The following is a 26,681-nucleotide window of genomic DNA, read 5'->3' as shown; positions in this document are numbered from 1 at the left end:
AGTCACGGCCGTTCGGAGAGCGTGCGCGAGAGGACCGGCCCGATGACGGCGAGGGACTGCGGCTCGATCATCTCGTTGTGCCCGCAGTCCACGGGCTGCTCGTCGATCCGACCGGTCACGAGCGGCCGCCACTCGTCCGCCGACCGGGCCCGGGTCGTGCCGTTCCCGTCGCGCGTGGCGGGGAAGATGAGCAGGTCGCCGTCGTACACCCGGGGCACGAAGTGGTGGGCGAGCCACCTCGAACTCTCGTACCCGGCGGCGATGCGTTCGAGGTCGTGCCCCCGCACTCCGGTCTCGGTCCCGAACGATTCGTCGATCAACCGCGCGGCGTGCTCGTAGGTCATCTCACCGTCCCCCTCGGCCTGGAGTCCCAACCCGCGCAGGAGGTCCCGGATCTCCAGCCGGTCGGCCGGCGGGTCCTCGCCGCCCACGGGGTAGCTGTCCATGACGGCAAGCGTCGCGACCTCTTCGCCGGCTGCCTGCAGTTCGACGGCCATGGCGTGCGCGATGACCCCGCCGAGTGACCAGCCGAGCAGGTCGTACGGGCCCGTGGGCTGGATGGCCTGCATCTCCTCGATGTAGCGGTGGGCCAGTTGCTCGATCGTCCGGTAGTCGCCGTCATCGCTGATCGTGGGCAGCTGCAGTCCGTACGCCGGCCGGTCGGGAGGGAGATACCGCACCAGCCCGGCGTACCCCCAGGACAGGCCGATGCCCGGATGCACGCAGAACAACGGTCGCCCGCTTCCCTGCGCACGCAACGGAATCACCACGGCGAGTGCCTCTTCCATGCCGGCGCTCCGATGCGGCAGGTCGAGGCGGCGCGCGATCCCCGCCGGTGTCGGGTCGAGGAACATCCACTGCAGCGGAACCCTCCGGTCCAGCGCAGCCTGCAGCGCGCCGACGATCCTGGTGGCGAGGAGCGAATTTCCACCGAGATCGAAGAAGCTGTCCGCGGTACCCACCCGGTCCACCCCGAGAACCTCCGTGAAGGCGTCCACGACGATGCGCTCGTTCTCCGTGGCCGGCGCCCGGAACGCCGCACCGGTCGAACCGAACTCCGGGGCTGGCAACGCCTTCCGGTCGAGCTTGCCCACCGGGGTCATCGGAATCCGATCGAGTACGACCACCGCGGACGGCACCATGTGGGCGGGCAGTCGCTCGGACGCGTAGGTGCGCAGTCCCGCGGGCTGCACCTCCTGCCCGTCCTGAGCCCGCACGTACGACGCGAGCACGGTGTCACCGGAAGGGCCGATGTGACCGATGGTCGCGGCGAACGCAACCGCCGGGTGACGGGTGAGCACGGCGTCGATCTCCCCGAGTTCGATACGGAATCCACGGACCTTGACCTGGAAGTCGCTGCGCCCGATGTACTCGAGTGCGCTCGCCGACTCACGCCAGCGCACCACGTCACCGGTCCGGTACATCCGGCACCCCGGTTCCCCGAAGTTGCAGGCCACGAATCGTTCCGAGGTGAGCGCCGCCCGGTTGTGGTACCCGCGTGCCATACCCGGTCCGGCGATGTACAACTCGCCGGGCACACCGACCGGGACCGGCTGCAGCCGCTCGTCGAGGACCAGGAAAGCGAATCCCCGGGCGGGTGCCCCGATGTTCACGCTCTCGCCGGGACGCATCGGGTCGCTGACGCTCGCCTGGATCGTGGTCTCCGTGGGCCCGTACCCGCTGTGCAGGCTCCGACCCGGAGCCCACCTCGCCACCACCTCCGGCGGGCACGCCTCGCCCACCAGATCCAGGACCCGGAGCGAATCGAGTCCGTCGTTGTCGAGGGCCGCCAGTGCGGTCGGCGTGATGGTCGCATGAGTCACCTGCTCGCGACGGAACAGATCCGCCAGTTCGCTGCCCCCGACGATGGCAGGCGGCACGATCACGACGCGCGCCGACGCACTGAACGCCATCATCAGCTCGAACACCGAGGCGTCGAAACTCGGGGACGCCAGCTGCGACACCCGGGACTCGTGCGTGACCTGGAACCGTTGGTGCGTCTCCGCGGTGAAATCGGCCATGCCCCGGTGGGTGACGGTCACGCCCTTCGGCCTGCCGGTCGACCCCGACGTGTAGATGAGATAGGCCGGGTGAGCGAGGTGCAACGGATTCGTCCGATCCGCGTCGGTGATCGGTGCCGACGACACGGCCGACGCCTGCGTGGCGAAGTCCTCGTCGTCGAGGATCAGCCACGGAACGGTGTCGGGCAGGGTGCTCCGGCGACTTCTCACGGTGAGGCCGAGCGCAGCCCGGCAGTCGATGAGCATGTAGTCGATGCGGTCGCGCGGGTAGGTGGGGTCGACGGGCACGAACGCCGCGCCTGCCTTGGTGATCGACCAGATCGAGACCACCGACTCGATCGACCGGGGCATTCCGACTGCCACGAACGTCTCCGGTCCCACCCCGCGTCCGCGGAGGACCCGGGCCACCCGGTTGGACCACTCGTCGAGTTGGCGGTAGGTGACCCGCCGGTCCTCGAAGGACAGGGCCACCGAGTCCGGGTCGAGTGCTGCGGCGGCCGTCAGCAGATCGGGCCACAGCTCGGGGCGCACCTGCGGCTCGCCGCGGGCAGGCACCATCGCCCGCAACTCCACCTCGTCGAGGAGGGGGAGGTCGCCGATCGGCCGGTCCGGATTCGCGGTGACGGCGTCGAGGATGCGCACGAAGCGGTCGGCGAAGCCGCGGACCGTGTCGGAGTCGAAGAGATCGGTGGCGAAGTCGACGGCGCCGTTCATCCCGGCCGGCGCACCGTTCGCGTCGAACTCCTCCGCCAGGAGGAATTCGAGATCCACCTTGACCACGGCGAGGCCGGGATCGATTCCGCGGACTTCCAGCCCCGGCAGTGTCAGGACCGGTCGCTCGTTGTTCTGGAATTCCAGCGAGACCTGGACGAGCGGCGCATACGCCGTCGATCGGGTCGGGCCCACCGCGTCCACCACCCGCTCGAACGGAACGTCGGCATGGGCGAAGGCTTCGAGATCGACGTCGCGACAGTGCGCGGCCAGGGCGGTGAACGACTCGGCCGCATCCACCTGCGTGCGCAGGGCGAGCGTGCCCACGAACATGCCCACCAGGTCATCGAGTGCGGGGTCTCCCCGGCCGGCGATCGGGGTGCCGACGGCGACGTCCGGGGTTCCCCCGAGACGGCTGAGCAACACCGCCAGTGCGGCGTGCACGGTCATGAATTCGGTGGAGCCGAGACGTCGCGACAGTTCGCCGATGCGACGGTGCAGGTCGCTGTCGACGGCGAAGTGGATGCGCGCGCCGCGGAAGGACTGCTGGGACGGCCGATCCCGATCCGTGGGGAGTTCCAGGAGGTCGGGGGCGCCTGCGAGTGTGGTCGTCCAGTAGTCGAGTTGCCGCGAGATCAGCGATCGGGGGTCGTCGTCCGAACCCAGCGACTCCCGTTGCCACAGGGCGTAATCGGCGTACTGCACCGGCAGGGGCGGCCAGTCGGGTGCGCCGCCGCCGACGCGGGCGCCGTACGCGGTCATCACGTCGCGCACCAGCGGGACCATCGAGAACCCGTCCGCCGAGATGTGATGCACCACCACGGCGAGTACGTGCTCGGTGTCGCTCAGCGAATACAGTCCGGCCCGCAGCGGGATCCGCACGGTGACGTCGAAACCCGCCGAGACCAGCCGGGTCAGCTCCTCTCGCAGGCCGTGCTCGTCCGCGACGGGGACGGGGGTCAGAGTGGGCACGGCACCCTCGGCGGGCAGGATCTGCTGAACCGGCCAGTCCCCGCGGACCGGGAACATCGTGCGCAGCGACTCGTGCCGGGCGACGACGTCGGTGAGTGCCGAGTTCAGCGCTCCCACATCGAGGGCCCCGCTCAGTGACACCACGATCGGGATGTTGTAGGCAGCCGAGGTGGTGTCGAGCTGGTTGACGAACCACATCCGCTGCTGCGCGTACGACAGCGGAATGTCGTCGGGCCGGCTGCGGGCCGCGAGCACCGGATGTCCGGACGGCCCGGCGCCGGCGTGCTCGATCCGTGCCGCCAGCGCGGCGACCGTGGGCGCCTCGAACAGATCCCGCACCCCACAGTCGGTGCCGAGCAGCGCGCGCAGCCGTGCCATCACCCGGGTAGCGCTCAGGGAGTTGCCGCCGATGTCGAAGAAACCGGCGTCGGCGCCGACGCGCGCCAGTCCGAGTACCTCTGCGAAGACGACGGCCACCGCGTCCTCGATCGGACCGACCGGCACCCGGTCGTGCCCTGTCCCGGAGAGCAGGTCGGGTTCGGGCAGTGCCGCGCGGTCCAGCTTGCCGACGGCGGTCAGCGGGATGCGCTCCAGCACCGTGATGGAGGTGGGCACCATGTGGGACGGCAGGCGGTCCGCCAAGTGCCGGGTGAGTACGACCGGGTCGAGGGAGCGCCCCGACGCCGGAACGACGTACGACACCAGCAGGGTGTCTCCCGCGGGTCCGCGGTGCGCGAGAGTGGCGGCGAATCCGACGTCCGGCTCCGACATGAGGGTGGAGTCGATCTCGCCGAGTTCGATGCGGAAGCCGCGCACCTTCACCTGGAAGTCGGTGCGGCCCACGTACTCGATGCTGCGGTCTGCCGTCCACCGCACGATGTCGCCGGTGCGGTACATCCTCTCGCCGGGGCGGACGGGGTGGGCGACGAACCGTTCGGCGGTGAGTGCCGGTCGGCGGTGGTAGCCGCGGGCCAGGCCGGCGCCGGCGAGATACAACTCGCCGGGAACTCCCACGGGGACCGGTTGCAGCCGGGAGTCGAGCACCAGTTCCGTCACCCCGCGGATCGGGCCGCCGATGGTGATCGGGTTTCCGGGAACCATCGGCTCGCTGATGTTGGACATGATCGTCGTCTCGGTCGGTCCGTACGCGTTGTACAGCCGACGGCCCGGCGCCCAGCGGGCGACGAGTTCGGGTGGGCAGGCCTCGCCGCCGAACACCAGGTCCGTGAGATGCACCAGCCCGGCCGGATCGAGTGACGCCAGCGCAGCGGTGGTGATGAACGCGTGGGTGACGCGCCGGTCGGCCAGCAGCCTCGCGAGTTCCTCACCGCCGAACACGGTGGGCGCCGCGATCACCATCGTCGCGCCGGCACCGAAGGCCTGCAGGTACTCGAACACCGACCCGTCGAAACTCGGCGTGGAGAAGTGCAGAGTCCGGGACTGCGGTGTCGCCCCGAAACGTTCGAGCTGGTCGAGTGCGAAGTTGTCGAGTCCGCGATGGGTGACCACTACGCCCTTGGGCACACCCGTGGATCCCGACGTGTAGACGGCGTACGCGGCGGTGTCCAGCGTGACCGGACCGCTCCGGTCGGCATCGGTCACGGGTGCCCCCGCGCGCTCGGCGCACTCGATCGCGAAGGCGGGTTCGTCGAGCACCAGCCAGTGCGCGGCGCCCGGGAGCCGGTCACGGTGTGCGGTCGTGGTCACGCCGAGGGTGACTCCGGAATCGACGAGCATGTGGGTGATGCGCTCGTCGGGGTAGTTCGGGTCGATCGGCACGAACGCCGCACCGGTCTTCGCCACCGCCCACACCGACAGTATCGAGTCGAGGGACCGCGGTATTCCGATGGCCACGAACGTCTCCGGGCCCGCACCACGGGCGATGAGTGCGCGCGACAGGCGATTCGACCGCTCGTCCAGGTCGCCGTAGCTCACGTCGCCGTCCTCGGAGGACAGTGCGATCGCGCCCGGATCGAGCGCGGCTCCCTCGGCGAGAATCTGGGGCAGCGTGCGTATCGACCCACCCGGACGGCCGCGGACCGGCACCAGGTCGGCGCGCTCCCGGTCGGTCAGCAGCGACAGCGCGGCCAGCGGCCGGTCGGGACGAGTGCAGGCGTCGAGCACCCGCAGCACGCGCCCGGCGATGTCGTCGATGGTGTCCGCGTCGAAGATGTCCGGCAGGTACTCGAATTTCAGGCGAAGACGAGAGTCGACGGATGCCACGAGACTCAGCGGATAATGGGCCGCATCGCGCGCATCCACTCCGGTGACGCGCATTCCGGCGATGTCGGTCTCGGTGGAGAGCCCGGCGCGATCGACGGGGTACGACTCGAACACCGTCAGCGTGTCGAACCCGACCTCCGGCCCGGCGGCACTCTGAATCTCGGCCAACCCGAGGTAGTGGTGATCCAGCAACGCCGCCTGCTCGGCCTGCACGCGCTCCAGCAGGGCACCCACCGTGTCGTCGGGGCGCAGCCTGACCCGGACGGGCAAGGTGTTGATGAACAGTCCGACCATCGTCTCGATGCCGGCCAGTTCGGGAGGCCGCCCCGAGACGGTGGCACCGAACAGCACGTCGTCGCGGGCGGTCAACGTACCCAGCACAATCCCCCACGCGACCTGAACGAGCGTATTGACCGTCAGGCCACGCGACCGCGCGACGTCACGCAGGCGGGTGGTGTGGTCCTCGTCCAGGTCGAAGACGAACTCGTCGGACATCGTGGACAGCCGTCGTCCCGGATCCGAGCGGGCCAGCAACGTCGGTCCGTCCACCCCGGCGAGGGCCCGCCCCCACACCTCCCGGGAGGCGCCGTGATCTCGGCGGCTCATCCACGCCAGGTAGTCGCGGTACCCGCGGACGCGGGGCAGCGGCGACGGGTCCCCGTCGGTGGCGTAGAGCGTCAGCAACTCCCGGACCAGCAACGGCATCGACCAGCCGTCGAGGAGGATGTGGTGGTTGGTCGACACCAGCCGATAACGGTTCGGGGCGGTCGCGATCAGCATGAACCGGATCAGCGGGGCACGTGTCAGGTCGAACGGGCGGACCCGGTCCTCGGCCAGCAGTCGCGCGACCTCGGCCGCCGCGGCGTCCTCGTCCAGAGCCGTGAGTTGGACGTCGCGCCAGGGCGCCTCCACCCGTCGCCGGATCACGTGGACGGCGTTGCCCTGCGCGTCGTGCAGGAAGCCGGCCCGCAGATTGGCGTGCCGGTCCAGCAGCGCATCGGCCGCGCGGCGCAGTCGACGCGGATCCACGGTGCCCTCGAGTTCGAGGCTCACCTGCACCAGGTAGACATCGAGGGAGTCGTCGGCGAGTTCGGAGTGGAACAGCATGCCGGACTGCAGGGGCGACAGCGGCCACACGTCCGTCAGGTCCGGACACACGTGTTCGAGGTCCTCGATCGCATCCTGCCGCAGTTCGACGAGATCGAGATCCGACGGTGTGAACCCGCCGCCGCCCGACTCCGCATGCGCGCCGAGAGCAGCGAGTGCCTGCACCCACAGCTGCGCGAGTTCCTCGACCTCCTCGCGGGTGAGGACGCCCGGCGGGTACGTCCACGTGGAGTTCAGCTGGGGGCCGTCGCCCGAGTCGACGGTCATCGCGTTGACGTCGACGACGGCCGCGACGGGCACCGCCGACTTCTCGCGCAGTCCGGGTTCGTCGACCGGCACCCACCCCTCCGCGGTCGCCGTGGCGGTCGGGCCCATCCTGCCGAGATAGTTGAAACTGACCTGAGGCATCGGCAGCGGCGAAAGAACCTGCGCCGTCTCGTCGTTCAGATACCGGAGAAGCCCGAAACCGATGCCGTGGTCGGGAACGGCGAGGAGTTGCTCCTTCACGGTCTTCACCGCGGCCCCCGCGGACGGGCCCGCGGCGAACGCGTCGTCGAGGTCCACCCCGCTCAGATCGAGTCGCACCGGGAAGATCGTCGTGAACCAGCCGATCGTGCGTGCGAGATCAGCGCCGGGCGCCAACTGCTCCTCGCGACCGTGTCCCTCGAGACTGACCAGCGCGCCGGACAGTTCGATCCCGCGTCGTCGCCGCCAGCTCGTCAGCGCCATGGTCAGCGCCGTCAGCAGCGCATCTCCCACGCTGCCGTGGAAGGCCCGCGGCACGGTCGTCAGGAGCGTCTCGGTCAGCGGGGCCGGAACCCGTACCGCGATGTCCGCGGCCGTCGCGGCGGTGTCCGACGGGGTCACCCGGCGCGATCCCAGCAGCGGGTCGGGCGCGTTCAGCATTCCCTGCCAGAGTTCGACCTCGGCGGTGCGCAGGGGTTCACGCGCGGCGTCGGCGAGTGCGTGCGCCCACCGGCGCATCGACGTCCCCGGTGGCTCCAGCGCCGGTGCCGCGCCGGACTGCAGTTGCGCGCACGCCGCCGCGAGGTCGGGGATCAGGATCCGCCAGGACACACCGTCCGTCACCAGATGATGGACGACGATCAGCACGCGAGCCGGATGTTCGGCCCGGTCCAGCCAGACCGCCTGCATCATCACGCCCGATTCCGGGTCGAGCCGGTGGAGGGCGCTGTCCAGTTCGGCGCCGACATCGTCCATCCGCCCCCGGCGGAGAACGGTCGTCGCCCGCACCGATCCTTCGGCCTGCACCTCCATCGACCAGCCCTCTTCGGTGCGGGACGTGCGGTACAGCCGGGCCCGCAACAGGTCGTGCCGATCCAGCACGGCCTGCAGAGCTTCCGTCAGGGTGCGTTCGTCCACCGTGGCGGGCAGCGTGAACAGTGCGGACTGCGAGTAGCGGCGGAAATCCCCGCCCCGGGCGAGCATCCACCGCACGATCGGGGTCAGCGGAATCTCGCCGATCCCGCCTCCCGGCAGCTCGTCGAGAACCACCGTCCCGTCTTCCGTCCCGGCAGCCGCGGCCAGCCCGGCAACGGTTTTGCGCTCGAACACCTCGCGCGGCGAGATCAGTATCCCGGCGCCCTTGGCGCGGGTGACCAGTTGGATGGACATGATCGAATCCCCGCCGAGGGTGAAGAACGAATCGTCGACCCCCACCGAGTCGAGGCCGAGGACCTCCGCGAACAGGTCGGCGAGGATCCGTTCGGTCTCGGTGACCGGGCCGCGGCCCGCCGTCACCCGCTGTCCGAAGTCCGGTTCGGGCAGGGCTTTCCGATCGAGTTTGCCGTTCACCGTCCGCGGCAGCTCGTCGAGAACCACCACCGCGGCCGGCACCATGTGCGACGCCAATCGCACCGCGGCCGCATCGATGATCGCGGCCGGGTCGATCGCGGCGCCGGTCTCCGGCACCACGTACCCCACCAACCGGTCCCCGCGTGCAGTCACGACCGACTGCGCCACCCCCTCGCACGCGCGCAGCGCCGCTTCCACCTCCCCGAGTTCGATCCGGTAGCCCTTCACCTGCACCTGGAGGTCGTTGCGGCCGAGGTACTCCAGCTGTCCGTGCCCGTTCCACCTGCCCAGGTCGCCGGACCGGTACATGCGGGCCCCGGGAGTGAAGGGGTCGGCGACGAATCGGCCGGACGTGAGGGCGGCCCGGCCCAGGTAGCCGCGCGAAACCTGCGCACCCGAGACGTACATCTCGCCGACCACGCCCGGCGGCACCGGATGGAGTCGTCCGTCGAGCACGTACACGCGCAGTCCGGGCAGTCCCCGGCCGATCACCGATGCGGACTCCTCCGCGACGAGGTCCCGGTGGATCGGCAGGTGGCTGACGTGCACGGTCGTTTCCGTGATGCCGTACATGTTGACCAGGACCGGTGCGGCGTCGCCGCGGCGTGCGTACCAGCGCCGCAACTGGCCGAATTCGAGGGCCTCCCCGCCGAAGATCACGTATCGCAGCGACAGGCCGGGACCACCGGCGAGGCGATCGGCCTCCGCCAATTGGTAGAAGGCGGTGGGGGTCTGATTCACGACCGTGACGGTTTCACCGCGCAGGAGTTCGAGGAACCTCTCGGGTGAGCGCGCCGTGAAATAGTCCACCAGCACCAGCCGGCCACCGTGTGCGAGCGCTCCCCACACTTCCCACACCGAGAAGTCGAACGCGGCGGAATGGAACATGGTCCACACGTCGGCCGGTCCGAATCCGAACAGCGTCTGGGTGTTCGCCAGCAACGTGATCACGTTGCGGTGCGAGACCTGCACGCCCTTCGGCTGCCCGGTGGAACCGGACGTGTAGATCACGTATGCCACCGAGTCCAGGTGCAGTGGAGTACGACGGTCGTCGTCGGTCACCGGCAGCGACGAGAACTGCTGCAGCGCAGTCACGGTCTCGGGGTCGTCCAGCACCACCACCGGGACCCCGGCGCCGCGGAAGGTCTCGGCGTCCGCGGTCGTGGTGAGCACACACTCCGGCCGGGCGTCGCCGAGCACGAATGCCAACCGCTCGGCAGGAGAGGCCACATCCACCGGAAGGTACCCGGCGCCCGCCTTCACCACTGCGAGCAGCGCCACGACGAGGTCGATCGACCGCGTCATCCCCACCGCCACCAGCGTTTCCGCACCTACCCCCTGCGCCACGAGAAGTCGCGCGAGCCGGTTGGCCCGGTCGTCGAGTGCGCGGTACGTCATCGACGCGCCGTCGCAGCGCACCGCGACGGCGTCGCCCGCGGATGCCACCATGCGATCGAACGCGTCCACGAGCGACAGCGGCGGGACGTCGGTCCCCGGCCGATGCGCGGCGGTGAGCACGAGTTCGCGTTCGGGCGCGTGCAGGATGTCGATGTCCCCGACGGGTGTGGCCGGGTCGGTGGTCACGGCCTCGATCACGCGCACGAAGCGCTCCGCGAAACTCTTTACCGACGCACGATCGAACACGTCGGTCGCGTAGCGGAGGCCGGCGCCGATCCCGGCCGGAACCCCCTGCTCGTCGACCCGCTCCACCAGGCTCAGCTGCAGATCGAACTTCGCGACGTCCAGATCGACGTCGAGCGACCGGGCGGTCAACCCGGGCAGTTCCAGGTGGGTGCGGGTGGCGTTCTGGAATTCGAGCAACACCTGGAACAGGGGTGAGTGCGCGGTGGACCGCTCGGGTGCGAGTTGGTCCACCAGACGCTCGAAGGGGAGGTCTGCGTGCTCGAACGCGCCAAGGTCGACCGACCGCACGTCGGTGAGCACGTCGGCGAACGACGCCCCTGGTGCCACCGCTGTGCGAAGCACCAGCGTGTTGACGAACATTCCCACGACGTCGTCGAGTGCCGCGTGGCCCCGGCCCGCGATCGGGGTTCCCACCACCACGTCGTCCGATCCCGATACTCTCTCGAGCAGCACGGCCAGCGCGGCGTGCACCACCATGAACAAAGTCGAATTGTACTGGCGTGCAAGCTCGGTCAGAGCTTTGTGAACGGAGGGCGGGATGTCGAACGGGACGACGTCCCCGAGGAACGACCGCTGGAGGGGTCGTGGCCGATCCAGGGGCAGTGGCAGCACGTCCGGGATGCCCGACAACGTCCGCGCCCAGTAGCCGAGCTGCCCGGACATCATCGAATCGGGCTGCTCTTCGGTGCCCAGAGCCGCTCGCTGCCACAGGCTGTAGTCGGCGTACTGCACGGGCAGCGGCGCCCAGCCGGGTGCCTGCTGCTGTGCGCGGGCGGTGTAGGCGAGCATCACGTCCCGCGCCAGGGGTGCCATGGAGAAGCCGTCGGCCGCGATGTGGTGCGCGACGAGGGCGAGGACGTGCCGCTCGGGAGCGAGTTCCCACAGTCGCACCCGGATCGGAAGGTCCTCGGTGACATCGAATCCCACGCCGAAGAATGCGGTGAGCGAGTCGCGAAGGGCCCCTTCGGCAACCGGGACCGGATCGAGTTCGGGGGTCGCGAGCGCGGAATCGACGATCACCTGCCGGGGTCCGTCGGCGGAACCGGGAAACACGGTCCGCAGCGACTCGTGCCGTTCCATGACGTCGCCGAGTGCCGCTTGTAGCGCAGTCAGGTCCACCGCGCCGTCCAAGTCCAAGGCGACCGGGATGTTGTAGGCCGGTGAGGAGGTGTCGAATTGGTTGACGAACCACATGCGCTGCTGCGCGAGGGAAAGGGGAATCCGTTCGGGCCGCGCCGTCGCGGTGAGTGCCGGGGAGGCGGAACTCGTCCTCACGTCCGAGTCGATCCGGACGGCCAGATCGGACACCACGGGTGCGTCGAACAGCGCGGCGACACCCAGAGCCGTGTCCAGTGCGCTGTTGATGCGTCCGACCGCGCGGGTGGCACTGAGCGAGTCTCCCCCGAGGTCGAAGAAGCTGTCGTCGGCCCCGACGCGATCGACCCCGAGGACGGCGGCGAAGGCCGTGGCGATCGCTTCCTCCGCGGGTGTGGTGGGGGCGCGATATCCGATCGTGCGCGTGCCGAAGTCGGGTTCGGGCAGCGCTTTGCGGTCGAGTTTGCCGTTCACCGTCACCGGCAACTCCGCCAGCACCACCACCACCGACGGCACCATGAACCCCGGCAACGCCACCGCAGCCGACTCCCGCACCACCCGCTCGTCCACCACCGCCCCGGCCACCGGCACCACATACCCCGCCAGATACTCCCCCGACGACCCATCCCCGCGCAGCACCACCACCGCCTGCGCCACATCCTCCCGGCGCAACAACACCGCCTCGATCTCCCCCAACTCGACCCGCTGACCCCGCAACTTCACCTGAAAATCCGTACGCCCCAAATACTCCAACTCACCGGACGGCAACCACCGGACCCGATCCCCCGTCCGATACAACCGCCCCGTACCGAACGGATTCGCCACAAAACGATCCGCCGTCAGGTCTGCTCGCCCCTGATACCCCCGCGCCAACTGCACGCCCCCGAGATACAACTCCCCCGCCACCCCCACCGGCACCACCCGCAACCGCCCGTCCAGCACATAGGTCTGCGTATTCCACACCGGCGCCCCGATCGGGACCACAGTCCGATCCGACCCGGAGACCTCGTGGAACGTCACGTCGACCGCAGCCTCGGTCGGACCGTACAAGTTGTGCAGCTCCGCCCCGCTCACCCCGCGCAGACGTGCCGCAGTTGCCGACGGCAAGGCCTCACCGCTGGTGAACACCCGGCGCAGCGCACCGCACCCCTCCACGTTCGCCCCCGCCAGAAACACCTCGAGCATCGACGGCACGAAATGCACTGTCGTGACCGACTCCTCGCGGATCACCCGTTCGAGGTACGCCGGGTCGCGGTGCCCGTCCGGCTCCGCGATCACCAACCGCGCACCGACGATCAACGGCCAGAACAACTCCCACACCGACACATCGAACGTCACCGGCGTCTTCTGCAACACCACATCATCCGACGCCAACCCATACCGATCCTGCATCCACAACAACCGATTCACGACACCCTCGTGCGGAACCGCCACACCCTTAGGCCGACCCGTCGACCCCGACGTGAAGATCACATACGCCGGATTCTCCGGCCGCACCGGACCCGATCGATCGCCGTCCCCCACCGGACCCGCCGAAAACCCCGACACATCCAGGGTGTCCAACTCCACCACCCGCACACCCGCAGGCACCACCACCCGATCCGCCGACGACGTCAACACCAGCACCGGATCCGCAATCCCCACCACATACCCCACCCGCTCGGCAGGCAGATCCGGATCTATCGGCACATACGCCCCACCCGCCTTCACCACCGCGTAAATCCCCACCAGCATCTCCACCGAACGACGCACGGCCACACCCACCGACGACTCCGGACCCACCCCCGCCGCGATCAAGAACCGCGCCAGCCGATTCACCCGCGCATCGAACTCCCCATACGACAACACCACATCCCCACACACCACCGCCGCAGCACCAGGAGTCCGCCCCACCTGCGCGTCGAGCAGGTCGACGAGGGTGGTGTGCGGCACCGGGTGACCCGTCGCATTCCACGAACCCACCACCAACGCCCGCTCACCCGGCCCCAGAACCTCCACATCACCGACCGCGGTGTCCACATCGCCGGCGATCGTCACGAGAATCCGGACGAGGCGGTCGGCGAGCGCTCCGGCATCGTCCCGGTCGACGGCTCCGGGTTGGTAGCGCAGACTCAATCGCAGCCGTGGTTCGAGGATCGACAGCAGCGTGAGCGGATAGTGCGTGGCGTCGCGGGCATCGAGACCGGTCACCCGCATGCCCCCGATGTCGGTGTTCTCGTCCAGTCCGGACGTGTCGATCGGGAACGACTCGAACACCGACAGCGTGTCGAACAGATTGCCCACACCCACCCGCGACTGAATCTCGCCGAGGCCGAGATGATGGTGGTCGAGTAGGGACGTCTGCTCGTCCTGCAGGCAGACGAGTAGCCGCGCGACGCTCTCGTCCGGGTCCACCCGCACTCGCACGGGCACCGTGTTGATGAACAGTCCCAGCATGTTCTCGACACCGGGCAGCTGCGGTGGACGACCGGACACGGTGGCACCGAAGACCACGTCGTCGCGGGAAAGTAACCGGGACAGCAGCATCCCCCACGCCGCCTGAATCACCGTGTTCACGGTGACGCCGGCGCGCTCCGCCGCCGCCGCGAGTCCGCCCCGCACCGGGGCGGGCAGTTCGACGTCGAGTTCGTGGGGCACACCGTAGAGCGCCGGGGACGCGTGGGGCGCCACCAGCGTCGGCTCCTCGACACCGTCGAGCGCTCGTTCCCAGGCCCGCACCGACGCCTCCGCGTCCCGGGTCGCTACCCAGTCCAGATACGTGCGGTACGAGGGCGGCTCCGGCAGCCCGGCCGGGTCGCCGTCGGCGGCATAGCGAACCAGCAGTTCCCGCACCAGCAGCGGCATCGACCAGCCGTCCAGGATGATGTGATGATTCGTGACCGCCAGCACGAAGCGCTCCGGTGCGGTGTGGAACAGGGTCAGCCGGACTAGCGGCGGCCGGGTGAGGTCGAATCGGGCACTGCGGTCCTCGTCGAGCAGGCGCGCGAGTTCCGTGTCGGGGGCCGGCCCGTCGAGCGTGAGATCCACCTCCCGCCACGGCACGTCGACCGTGTCGACCACCAGTTGTGCGGGCACCCCGTCGTCGTAAACGAACGCGGTCCGCAGGCTGGGATGCCGGGCCAGCAGTCCCGCGGCGGCGGCGCGCAGACGTTCGGCGTCGACCGCGCCCTCGAGGTCGATGCGCAGTTGCGCTGTATAGACGTCCATCGACTCCGCGGCCAGGGAAGCGTGGAACAGCAATCCCGATTGCAGCGGAGACAGCGACCACACGTCCCGCAGCGCCGGGAAACGCTCCTCCCAACGCTCGATCTGCTGCTGGTTCGCCGACACCAGCGGCAGGTCGGACGGTGTCAGCCCGCCCGCATCCGGTCGTGATGCGTGCGCGGCAAGTCCGTCGAGGGCGCGGCGCCACAGATCCACGAACGCCGCGACCTCGGTGTCGCGGAGAACCCCCGCAGGAAAGGCGAACGACGCCCTCAGCCGGGGTCCCTCGGGACTGTCGGCGACGACGGCGTTGATGTCGATCACAGACGCGACCGGCAGGTCGGGGTTGCGCGTGCCGCCGAGCGTGCTCTCCACCGGCAGCCAGTCCTCGGTTCCGTCCGTGGTGGTCACTCGACCGAGATAGTTGAAACTCACCTGCGGAGTGGGGAACCGGCGGAGGGACTCCACCGTCTCGTCGCCCAGGTAGCGCAATAGACCGTAACCGATCCCGTGATCCGGGATCGCCAGCAACTGCTCCTTGACGGCCTTGACTGCTCGCCCTGCCGCGACACCACCTGCCATCGCGTCGTCGACATCGATTCCAGTGAGGTTCAACCGCGCCGGATACACGGTGGTGAACCAGCCGACGGTGCGGGACAGGTCCGCGCCGACGACGATCTGCTGCTCGCGGCCGTGGCCCTCGAGGGTGATCAGAGCGTCCGAGACGGAGACGCCCCGATCCCGTCGCCAGGCGATCAGTGCCAGCGTGACGGCGGCGAGCAGTCCGTCGCCCACACTCCCGTGGAACGCGGCCGGAAGCGTGGTGAGCAGGGCGTCGGTCACCGCCGACGGCACGTCGACCGTGACGGTGCCGACGGCGGCGTCGACATCGATCGCGGGATCCAGTGGCCGCGAACCGATCAGCGGGTCCGGGCCGTCCAGGATCTTCTCCCACGATGCCAGTTCGCCGGCCCGGTGCCGAGCAGCGTCGGACAGGCCGTGCGACCACCGCCGCATCGACGTTCCGACTGCCGGCAGTCCCGGCGGGAGACCGGCCTGGAGTTGGCTGCACGCCGACGCGAGATCCGCGACGAGGATGCGCCACGAGACACCGTCGACCACGAGATGGTGCACCACCACGAGCAGTCGCCCGGCGCCGTCCGGGACGTCGAACCAGACCACCCGCAGCATGCGGGCCGCGGCAGGGTCCAGGTGGTCGACCGCAGCATCGAGTTCTGCGGTCGCGAGTGCGGTGAAGCCGTCGCCCACCACCGTGTCGACCGGCACCCGGTGGACCAGTGCTTCCGCCGGCACCGCGCCCGCAGGCAGCACGTCCATGTCTTCCCCGGACACACGCGCGCGGAGCATGTCGTGCCGGTCCACTACCGCCTCGACGGCGCGGACGAGGACCTCACGGGTGAGACCGGCGGGGGCCGCCAGCAGCAGTGCCTGCGTGAACCTGTCGAGCCGTCCGCCGCTGCGCTCGAACATCCAGCGCGCGACGGGTGTCAGCGGCAGGGGGCCGACACCACCGCCCGACAGCTCGTCGAGAGCCACTGCGCCGTCGCTGTCGAATCGCGCCGACGCGGCGAGACCGGCGACCGTCCGGTGGTCGAACACGTCTCGGGGAGAGAGGATCACACCGGCGGCTCGTGCGCGGGCCACCAACTGGATCGACATGATGCTGTCGCCGCCGAGGGCGAAGAACGAGTCGTCCACGCCCACCGAGTCCAGGCCGAGCACCTCCTCGAACAGTCCGGCGAGAAGCGCCTCGGTCTCGGTTTGCGGCGGCCGACTCTCGGAACCCGAGAAGTCGGGGGCCGGAAGCGCTGTGCGGTCGAGCTTTCCGTGCACCGTCAGCGGAAGCGATTCGAGTATCACGAGCGCCGCCGGCACCATGTACGACGCCAACCGGCCCCCGACGAAGTCGAGGACAGCCCTCGCATCGACCGTCGCACCCGGTTCGGGCACCAGGTAACCGATCAGCCGATCGCCGCCGCCGTCCCCGTTCCATACGCCGGCGACCGCGTGGGCCACGGAGTCGTGGGCGAGCAACGCCGACTCGACCTCGCCGAGTTCGATCCGGAAGCCCCGGATCTTCACCTGGGAATCGGTGCGCCCGAGGTACTCCAGCTGACCGTCGGACAGCCAGCGCGCGCGGTCGCCGGTGCGATACATCCGGCTTCCCGGCGGGCCGAAGGGGTCGGCGACGAATCGTTCGGCGGTCAGCGGGAACCGCCGGCGGTACCCGCGTGCGAGAGCGGGGCCTGCGAGATACAACTCCCCCGCGACACCGGCAGGCACCGGGTGCAGTCGCGAGTCCAGCACGACCTCGGCGAAACCGAGCGTGGGCGTGCCGATCGTGATCGGAGCCCCCGGTACCAGTTCGTCGCTGATACTCGACACGACGGTCGACTCGGTCGGCCCGTACGCGTCGAACATGCGACGGCCCGGCGCCCACCGCGCGACCAGTTCGGGCGGACACGCTTCGCCGCCCGTCACCACACACTCGAGCGCGGTGAGACCTGTGGGGTCGACCGACGCGAGCGCCGCCGGAGTGACGAAGCAGTGCGTGACCCGCTCGGATTCCAGCAACTGCGCCAGTTCGGCACCGCCGTAGACGGACGGCGGTGCGATCACCATCGTGGCTGCCGCGCCGATCGCCAGCAGCAGTTCGAGAACGGACGCGTCGAAGCTCGGTGACGCGAAGTGCAGCGTCCTGGATTCGGGCGTCGTGCCGAACGTCTCCCTCTCCTGGGTGGCGAAGGCGGCGAGACCGCGGTGGGTGGTGACCACGCCCTTGGGCCGGCCGGTGGACCCCGAGGTGTAGATGAGGTAGGCGGGATTGTCGATCCGAATCGCCTCTGTCCGCTCGTCATCGGTGACCGGCGACGACGGATAGTGCGACAGCCGATCGTCCAAGCCTGGGTCATCGAGCACCAGCCACGGCACCGCGTCCGGAAGTGCGCCGCGCTGCGCCGACCCCGTCACGCCCCACACGGCACCGGAGTCGTTGAGCATGAAGTCGATCCGTGCTGCCGGATGGTCCGGATCCACCGGAAGGAAGGCGGCCCCCGACTTGACCACCGCCCAGACGGCCAGGACGGATTCGACGGACCGCGGCACACACACTGCGACGACGGATTCCGGGCCGACACCGCGCTCGATCAACATGCGGGCCAGCTGGTTCGATCGCCTGTCGAGGTCCCCGTAGCGCACGTCGCGTCCGTCGAAGACCAGCGCCGTGGCCTCCGGATCGTTCGCGGCCGCCTCGGCCATCAGATCCGGCAGCGTTCGTGCTTCGACCGCCGCACCGCCCGTTACCGGGGCCAGTACGGCACGCTCCAGTGGTCCGAGAATGTCGATGTCTCCGACCCGGGCGCCGGGGTCGGCCGTGACTGCTTCGAGAATGCGCACGAGCCGTTCCGCGAAGCCGAGCACCGTGTCCTCGTCGAACAGATCGGTCGCGTAACCCAGTCCCGCCGCGATGCCGGTGGGGTTGCCGTCGGCGTCGACGTTCTCGGCCAGGGTCAACTGCAGATCGAAGTTGACGGTGTCGATCTCGAGGTCGATGTTCCGGACCTGCAGATCCGGCAATTCCAGCGTGGGGCGCTCGATGTCCTGGAACTCCAGCATCACCTGGAAGAGCGGCGCGTACGCCGTCACCCGGGAAGGACTCAGGACTTCCACCACCCGTTCGAACGGGACCTCCGCGTGGGTGAAGGCGCCCAGATCGGTTTCTCGAACACCGGCCAGGAACTCGGAGAAGGTGGCGCCGCCGTCGACGTGGGTGCGCAGGACGAGGGTGTTGACGAACATGCCCACCACGTCGTCGAGTTCGCGTTCGCCGCGGCCGGCGATCGGCGTCCCGACGGCGATGTCGTCCGCGCCGCTCACCCGTGCCAGCATGATCGCCAACGCGGCATGCAACGTCATGAACACCGTTGTGGTGTGGTGCCGCGCCAGCCTGACCACACCGGCATGAACTTCCGGATCGATCACGAACTCGACGTGGCCGCCGCGAAGTGACCGCACGGTGGGACGGGGACGGTCGGTGGGCAACTCCAGCACTTCGGGCAGATCCGACAGCGCGGTGGCCCAGTAGGTCAGCTGTCGCGAAATGGGTGAATTCTCGTCGGATTCCGATCCCAGCCACTCGCGCTGCCACAGAGCGTAGTCGGCGTATTGCACCTCGAGCGGGGCCCAGTCCGGGGCCGACCCGTTCACCCGGGACACGTACGCGTCCATGACGTCGCGCGCGAGGGGGGCCATCGAGAAGCCGTCGGCCGCGATGTGGTGCACCACCACCGCCAGCACGTGCACGTCCTCGTCGAGTCTGAACAGTTGTGCGCGCAACGGCACCTGCGTCGTGACGTCGAATCCGGCGGACAGCACTCGCCGCGACTGTTCGCGGAGCTCGGATTCCCCCGACACCGCGATCGGTTGGAGGTCGGGCACCGCGCTCGCCGCGGGCAGGATCACCTGGCGCGGACCGTCGTCGGTGAGCGGGAACAGGGTGCGCACGGCCTCGTGCCGTTCGATGACGTCGGCCACCGCTACCTGGAGCGCATGCAGGTCGAGCCGACCCTCGAGCCTCAACGCGAACGCGACGTTGTATGCGGACGAGGAGGTGTCGAACTGGTTGACGAACCACATCCGCTGCTGGGCCGGCGACACGGGGACTTCGGCGGTACCTTCCCTCGGCTTCAGCGGTGGCCGGGCCTCCAGCCCCTCGTGCGACTCCGCCAGTGCCGCCAAACCTGCCACGGTGGGGGCGTCGAACACGTCGCGAATGCCGATCCGGTCTCCGACGGCGGCATTGATCCGCGCGACCAGCCTGGTGGCGATCAGAGAGTTTCCGCCGAGGGCGAAGAAGTCGTCGTTCATGCCTACCCGCGGGAGGCCGAGCAGGTCGGCGCACACGGCGGCCACTATCCCCTCGATCGGGGATCGGGGAGCGACGAAACCCACCGCGGTGCTGACGAAGTCGGGTTCGGGCAGGGCTTTGCGGTCGAGTTTGCCGTTCACCGTCACCGGCAACTCCGCCAGCACCACCACCACCGACGGCACCATGAACCCCGGCAACGCCACCGCAGCCGACTCCCGCACCACCCGCTCGTCCACCACCGCCCCGGCCACCGGCACCACATACCCCGCCAGATACTCCCCCGACGACCCATCCCCGCGCAGCACCACCACCGCCTGCGCCACATCCTCCCGGCGCAACAACACCGCCTCGATCTCCCCCAACTCGACCCGCTGACCCCGCAACTTCACCTGAAAATCCGTACGCCCCAAATACTCCAACTCACCGGACGGCAACCACCGAACCCGATCCCCCGTCCGATACAACCGCCCCGTACCGAACGGATTCGCCACAAAACGATCCGCCGTCAGGTCTGCTCGCCCCTGATACCCCCGCGCCAACTGCACGCCCCCGAGATACAACTCCCCCGCCACCCCCACCGGCACCACCCGCAACCGCCCGTCCAGCACATAGGTCTGCGTATTCCACACCGGCGCCCCGATCGGGACCACAGTCCGATCCGACCCGGAGACCTCGTGGAACGTCACATCCACCGACGCCTCCGTCGGACCATACAGATTGTGAATCCGGGTGCCGGGCACCAACGCCCGCATCCTCGATGCCGTCTGTGCGGGCAATGCCTCACCCGACGCGAACACCCGCCGCAGGCTCGTGCATCGCGTCACTGCCGGTTCCGCGGCGAACACGGCCAACATCGAAGGAACGAAATGCACTGTCGTGACCGACTCCTCGCGGATCACCCGTTCGAGGTACGCCGGGTCGCGGTGCCCGTCCGGCTCCGCGATCACCAACCGCGCACCGACGATCAACGGCCAGAACAACTCCCACACCGACACATCGAACGTCACCGGCGTCTTCTGCAACACCACATCATCCGACGCCAACCCATACCGATCCTGCATCCACAACAACCGATTCACGACACCCTCGTGCGGAACCGCCACACCCTTAGGCCGACCCGTCGACCCCGACGTGAAGATCACATACGCCGGATTCTCCGGCCGCACCGGACCCGATCGATCGCCGTCCCCCACCGGACCCGCCGAAAACCCCGACACATCCAGGGTGTCCAACTCCACCACCCGCACACCCGCAGGCACCACCACCCGATCCGCCGACGACGTCAACACCAGCACCGGATCCGCAATCCCCACCACATACCCCACCCGCTCGGCAGGCAGATCCGGATCTATCGGCACATACGCCCCACCCGCCTTCACCACCGCGTAAATCCCCACCAGCATCTCCACCGAACGACGCACGGCCACACCCACCGACGACTCCGGACCCACCCCCGCCGCGATCAAGAACCGCGCCAGCCGATTCACCCGCGCATCGAACTCCCCATACGACAACACCACATCCCCACACACCACCGCCGCAGCACCAGGAGTCCGCCCCACCTGCGCGTCGAGCAGGTCGACGAGGGTGGTGTGCGGCACCGGGTGACCCGTCGCATTCCACGAACCCACCACCAACGCCCGCTCACCCGGCCCCAGAACCTCCACATCACCGACCGCGGTGTCCGGATCCGCAACCAGACCCGCCAGAATCCGGAGGAACCGTTCCCCGAATCCCGTGACCGTGTCCGGATCGAACACGTCCGACGCGAACGTGAACGACGCGTCGATACCTGCCGGCGTCCCGGACGCGTCGTAGCGTTCCGCGAGCGTCAACTGCAGATCGAATTTGGACACACCGGAATCGACATCGAGGATCTCCACCGTCAGTCCCGGCAGGTCGAGGTGCGCCGGGGCGGTGTTCTGGAACTCCAGAAGAACCTGGAACAGCGGTGAGTACGCTGTCGAGCGGGTCGGTGCGACCGTGTCCACCACGCTCTCGAACGGCACCTCGGCATGACCGAACGCTGCCAGATCCGCCTCCCGTGCCCGCGACAGCACCTCGGCGAACGTTGCTGCGGGCTCGACGGTCGTCCGCAGGACCAGAGTGTTGACGAGCATCCCCACCACGTCGTCGAGTGCTTCCTCGCCGCGCCCGGCGATCGGCGTCCCGATCGCGATGTCTCCGGAACCACTCAGCCGCGCCGCCAATACCGCCAGCACCGCGTGCATCACCATGAACATCGTGGAGTTGTGCTGCCGCGCAATGCGCAGAAGCGCCCGATGCTGTTCCGCCGACACCGCGAACCGGACGATCCCACCCCGTAATGCTCTGTCCGCGGGTCTCGGTCGATCGAGGGGAAGATCTATCGCGTCGGGGAGGCCGGACAGCGTCTGCTTCCAGTATTCCAACTGCGCCGACATCACGCTGTCGGGGTTCTCGTCACTGCCGAGGGCCGCCCGCTGCCACAGGCTGTAGTCGGCGTACTGCACCGGGAGTGGCCGCCAGTCCGGCGCCTGCTGCTGTATCCGCGCCGAGTAGGCCACCATCAGGTCGTGCGCGAGCGGGGCCAGCGACGCTCCGTCCGCCGAAATGTGGTGCACCACCAGCACGAGGACGTTCTCGTCGTGGCCGGTCCGGAACAGGGCACCACGTACGGGCACCTCGGTGCTCACGTCGAAGCCCCGAGCGGTCAATTCGGCGATCCGCGCGCGCACCGCGTCCTCGTCTTCGCAGACCGTCGGCTCCAGATCCGGAATCACCTCCCCCGGTGGCAGGATCACTTGTTGCGGTCCGTCCACCGACGCCGGATACACCGTGCGCAGCGATTCGTGTCGTTCGAGGACGTCCGCAACCGTGGCCCGGAGCGCCTCCACGTCGAGCGTTCCGGACAGTCGGAGCGCCATCGGAATGTTGTAGGCCGGCGACGAGGTGTCGTACTGATTGACGAACCACATACGTTGCTGGGCGAGCGAAAGCGGGATCCGGTCGGGACGTGTCTGCGCCACCAGGTCCGGGCGGTCGGGGCGCCTCGCGTGAGTACCCTCGATCCGGTCTGCCAGTGCCTCCACCGTCGGTGCCTCGAACAGGGTCCGCACCACGAGGTCGATGCCGAGTGCGGCGTTGACCCGCGCCACCACTTTCGTCGCGACCAGTGAATTTCCGCCGAGGTCGAAGAAGCTGTCGTCGAGCCCGATTCGTTCGACACCCAGCACGTCGGCGAACACTCGCGCGACAGCCCGCTCCACCGGAGTGGCAGGTGCACGGAACTCGGTGGCCGTGGAGAGGAATTCCGGCGCCGGCAGTGCCGCACGATCGAGCTTCCCCACCGGTGTCATCGGGATCTCGTCCAGTACCACGATCGCCGCCGGCACCATGTACGTCGGCAATTGCTCTGCGGCATAGTCGATCAACTCGCGAGTCGCGAGCTGGTGCCCGGCCGCAGGCAGCACGTACGACACGAGCACCGTGTCGCCGGACGGTGCCGTTCGCGGCATCGTCATCGCGGTCCGCACGCGCGGATGGGCGTGGAGGACGGTGTCGATCTCACCGGGCTCGATGCGGAATCCGCGTATCTTCACCTGGAAATCGATGCGGCCCAGGTACTCCAGTGAAAGGTCGGTGCGCCACCGCACCACGTCCCCGGTTCGATACATCCGCTCGCCGGGGCCGCCGAAGGGGTTGGCCACGAACCGTTCGGCCGTCAGCGCTGATTTGCCGTGATACCCGCGGGCGAGGCCGTCACCCGCGACGTACAGCTCCCCGGCGACGCCGGGCGGCACGGGTTGCAACCGCGCGTCGAGGACGACCTCGTGGAACCCGCGGAGCGGACCGCCCACCGTGATGGTGCCGGTCGGTGACATCGGTGCACTGATGTTGGACATCACGGTGGCCTCGCTGGGCCCGTACGCGTTGCTCAATCTGCGACCGGGCGCCCACCGCTCGACGAGTTCCGGCGGGCACGCCTCGCCGCCGAACACCACGTCGCCGAGGTCGGCGAGTCCGTCCGGTTCGACCGTTCCGAGCGCGGCAGTGGTGACGAATCCGTGAGTGACCCGCTCCGACTTCAGGAAGCGGGACAACTCGGCGCCGCCGTAAACCGTGGGCGGCACGATCACCATGGTTGCCGCGGCGGCGAACACGTGCAGGTACTCGGAGACGGACGCGTCGAAACTCGGTGTGGAGAAGTGCAGAATCCGGGATGTCTCCGTCGCCCCGAATCGTGAGCGCTGCTCGGCCGCGAAGTTGTCCAGGCCACCGTGTGTGACCACGACGCCTTTGGGCCTGCCCGTGGAACCGGATGTGTAGATCACGTAGGACGGGTTCTCCACGCGGAGAGGCCGCGCCCGCTCGGCATCGGTCACGACGGATACCGGGTGCGCCGCACAGTGGGTCCGGAATTCGTCGTCGTCGAGTACGAGCCACGGAATCGCGTCCGGAAGCAGGGAACGGACGGCGGACACCGTGATGCCCAGGGCGGCACCCGAATCGCCGAGCATGTGCTCGACCCGTTCGGCCGGGTAGTTCGGGTCCACCGGCACGTAGGCCGCACCCGACTTCGCCACCGCCAGCATCGACAGAACCGACTCGATCGAGCGAGTCGTGCCCAGTGCGACGAAGTTTTCCGGCCCGATGCCGCGTCCGGCGAGGACGCGCGCCAACTGGTTCGAGCGCTCGTCCACTTCGCGGTACGTCACCTCGGTACCGCGATACGAGAGCGCGATACCGTCGGGGTTGGTTCGTGCTGCCGCGGAGAACAATTCGGGCAAGGTGCGGCCCGGTCGCCCCGGACTGCCGGAGACCGGAACGAGTGTGGCCCGTTCGGTATCGGACAGGATGTCGAGGTCGCCGACGACGAGCCCGGGGTCGTCGGCGGTCGTCTCCAGGATTCGGCGGAACCGTTCGCCGAGGCGACGTACCGTGTCGGGGTCGAACAGATCGGTGGCGAACCCGAGAGTCGCCGTGATGCCGGACGGGATGCCGTCGGCGTCGGAGGTCTCGGTCGCGGTCACCCGGAGGTCGAGTCGGCCGATCCCGGACGTCTCCGCCTCGTCACGGCACTCGAGAAGGACCTGGACGATCGGCGAGTACGCGGGCGAATCGCCGAGGGCGAGCGTCCGGACCACCCGTTCGAATGGGACGTCGCGGTGCTCGAACGCCTCCCGGTGGATGTCGCGGACGTGGCCGAGGAGATGCGTGAAGTGCGTGTCCGGTTCGACGCGGGTACGGAGCGCCACGAGGTTCCGGCCGTGGTCCGCCGTGGTCGTGGTTCCGATCATCACGTCCGAGGCCCCCGACAGCCGGCTCAGCAGCACGGTGAACGCTGCGTGCAGAACCGAGAACGCGGTGGTGTCGTGTTCGTGCGCGAGGGCCAGCACCGCGGCATGCGCTTCCGCGCCGATCTGAATTTCGACGCGGTCTTCCCGCCCGGATTGCTCGACGGGCCGGGGCCGATCGGACGGCAAATTCAGCACTTCGGGCATCCCCGACAGCTGATCCGTCCAGTACGCGAGTTGATGCGCCTCGAGGCGTCGTCGCTCGCCGTCGCGGGCCGTGACCTCGTGAATCGTCGCGACCCGGGCCTGCGGGTCGGCCGAGATGAACTCTTCCAGCAGTTCGACGAAGTGCCGGTGGTGCAGGCGCAGCGCCGCGTCCTCGTACCGGTTCGGGTTGGCCCGGAAATCGACGTAGATCTCGGCCGGCGTCCCACTCGGGTACACGTTGACCAGGAGGTCTTCCACCGGACCCGACGTGACGATGTGGTATTCGCCGACCAGTGGGCCCAGCTGCACGTTCTGGTGGAACAGCATGACGTTGACCATCGGTCCGTGGAGATCGGCGCCGCTGCCCGCGCCCACGTCGCGGCGGATGTCCTCGACACTGCACCGCTGATGCCGCAACGCGCCCATCAGCTCACGTCTGACCCGCGACACGAGGTCCGCGACCGTCTCGTCCTCGTCGACCGTGATCGGCAGCGGTGCGACGCTGACCATCATGCCGCCGGAGTTGCGGAGCACCGACGTGGTCCGGCCGGACATCGGAACATTCACGAGGACATCAGTTTTCGCCGTGGTCCGCGACAGGTAGCAGGCGAAGGCGGCGATGATCGTGACTGCCGCGGTGGCGTTTGCCCGACTGTCGGCGCCGTGGATACCGGACACGGCGGCCTCGGACAGCAGGGCACTCTCGACCTTGCTCCTGGCGAGTGCGGGGGCGGGCGCGTCGGCCAGGGTCGATCCGTCGACGGCCTCGACTCGCTTCGCCCAGTACTCCCGGTCGGCCACGAAGCGATCCGACGACCGGTAGCGGGCGTCGACGTCGTACAGCTCGTGCAGGGTCGCGGCGCGACTCGGATCCGGTTCGCGCCCGGCCACCACGGCCGAGTACCGGTGCGCGATGCGGTTGATCACCGTCATGGCGCCGTATCCGTCGAGCGCAACGTGGTGAATGCGGCTGTACCACAGGTAATGCGACTCTCCGACGCAGAGAATCGAGGTCTCGAACAGTCGATCCGCGTCGAGATCGAGGGGGGCCTGGTAGTCCCGGTCCATCCATTCGTGCGCGGCAGCGACCGGGTCGTCCTCACCGCGAAAGTCGATGAAGGCGATGGACGTGTCGGTGGCGTGGTCCACGTACTGCATCGGTCGGCCGTCGACCTCGACGACCTTGAGGAACGGCGACTGGAACTCGCGGGCCACCGCGATGGTCTCCCGGCGCAGCAGGTCGATGTCGAGGTCGCCGTGCAGTTCCACGTAGTGCGCTACCGAGATCGGCACCGCGGGGTCGAGTTGCTGCGCGAACCAGGTGGCACGCTGCGCCGCAGACAGCGGGAACGGCTCCCCTTCCGAATCGTGTGTGGCCGGCTTCCGCGCGTCGACGGGCTTCACGGCGGTTCCTCCCCATAAGGTATCCCCGACCACTCACGGCGTGACCGCGTCCGTATCCTGGCTCGCGAATGCGGGAGGCGGTAACTTTTCGCCGTCCCCCAGAAAATTCGTTCG

The 26,681-nt window shown here is 68.9% G+C and carries 1 protein-coding gene; it reads right to left on the bottom strand.

Translation table 11 applies throughout. The features are described 5' to 3' along the window. Nucleotides 1–2 precede the first annotated feature (2 nt). Entirely contained in the window at nucleotides 3–26,567 is a 26,565-nt protein-coding gene (locus PSR88_RS25980; protein ID WP_342338527.1) for a non-ribosomal peptide synthase/polyketide synthase, read from the bottom strand. Between the last annotated feature and the right edge of the window lie 114 nt (nucleotides 26,568–26,681).

Source organism: Rhodococcus sp. DK176 (assembly GCF_038447315.2).
Classification (GTDB): domain Bacteria; phylum Actinomycetota; class Actinomycetes; order Mycobacteriales; family Mycobacteriaceae; genus Rhodococcus_F; species Rhodococcus_F jostii_A.
The sequence above is the reverse complement of the archived record's forward strand: the minus strand, read 5'-3'. Positions and strand labels throughout refer to the sequence as shown.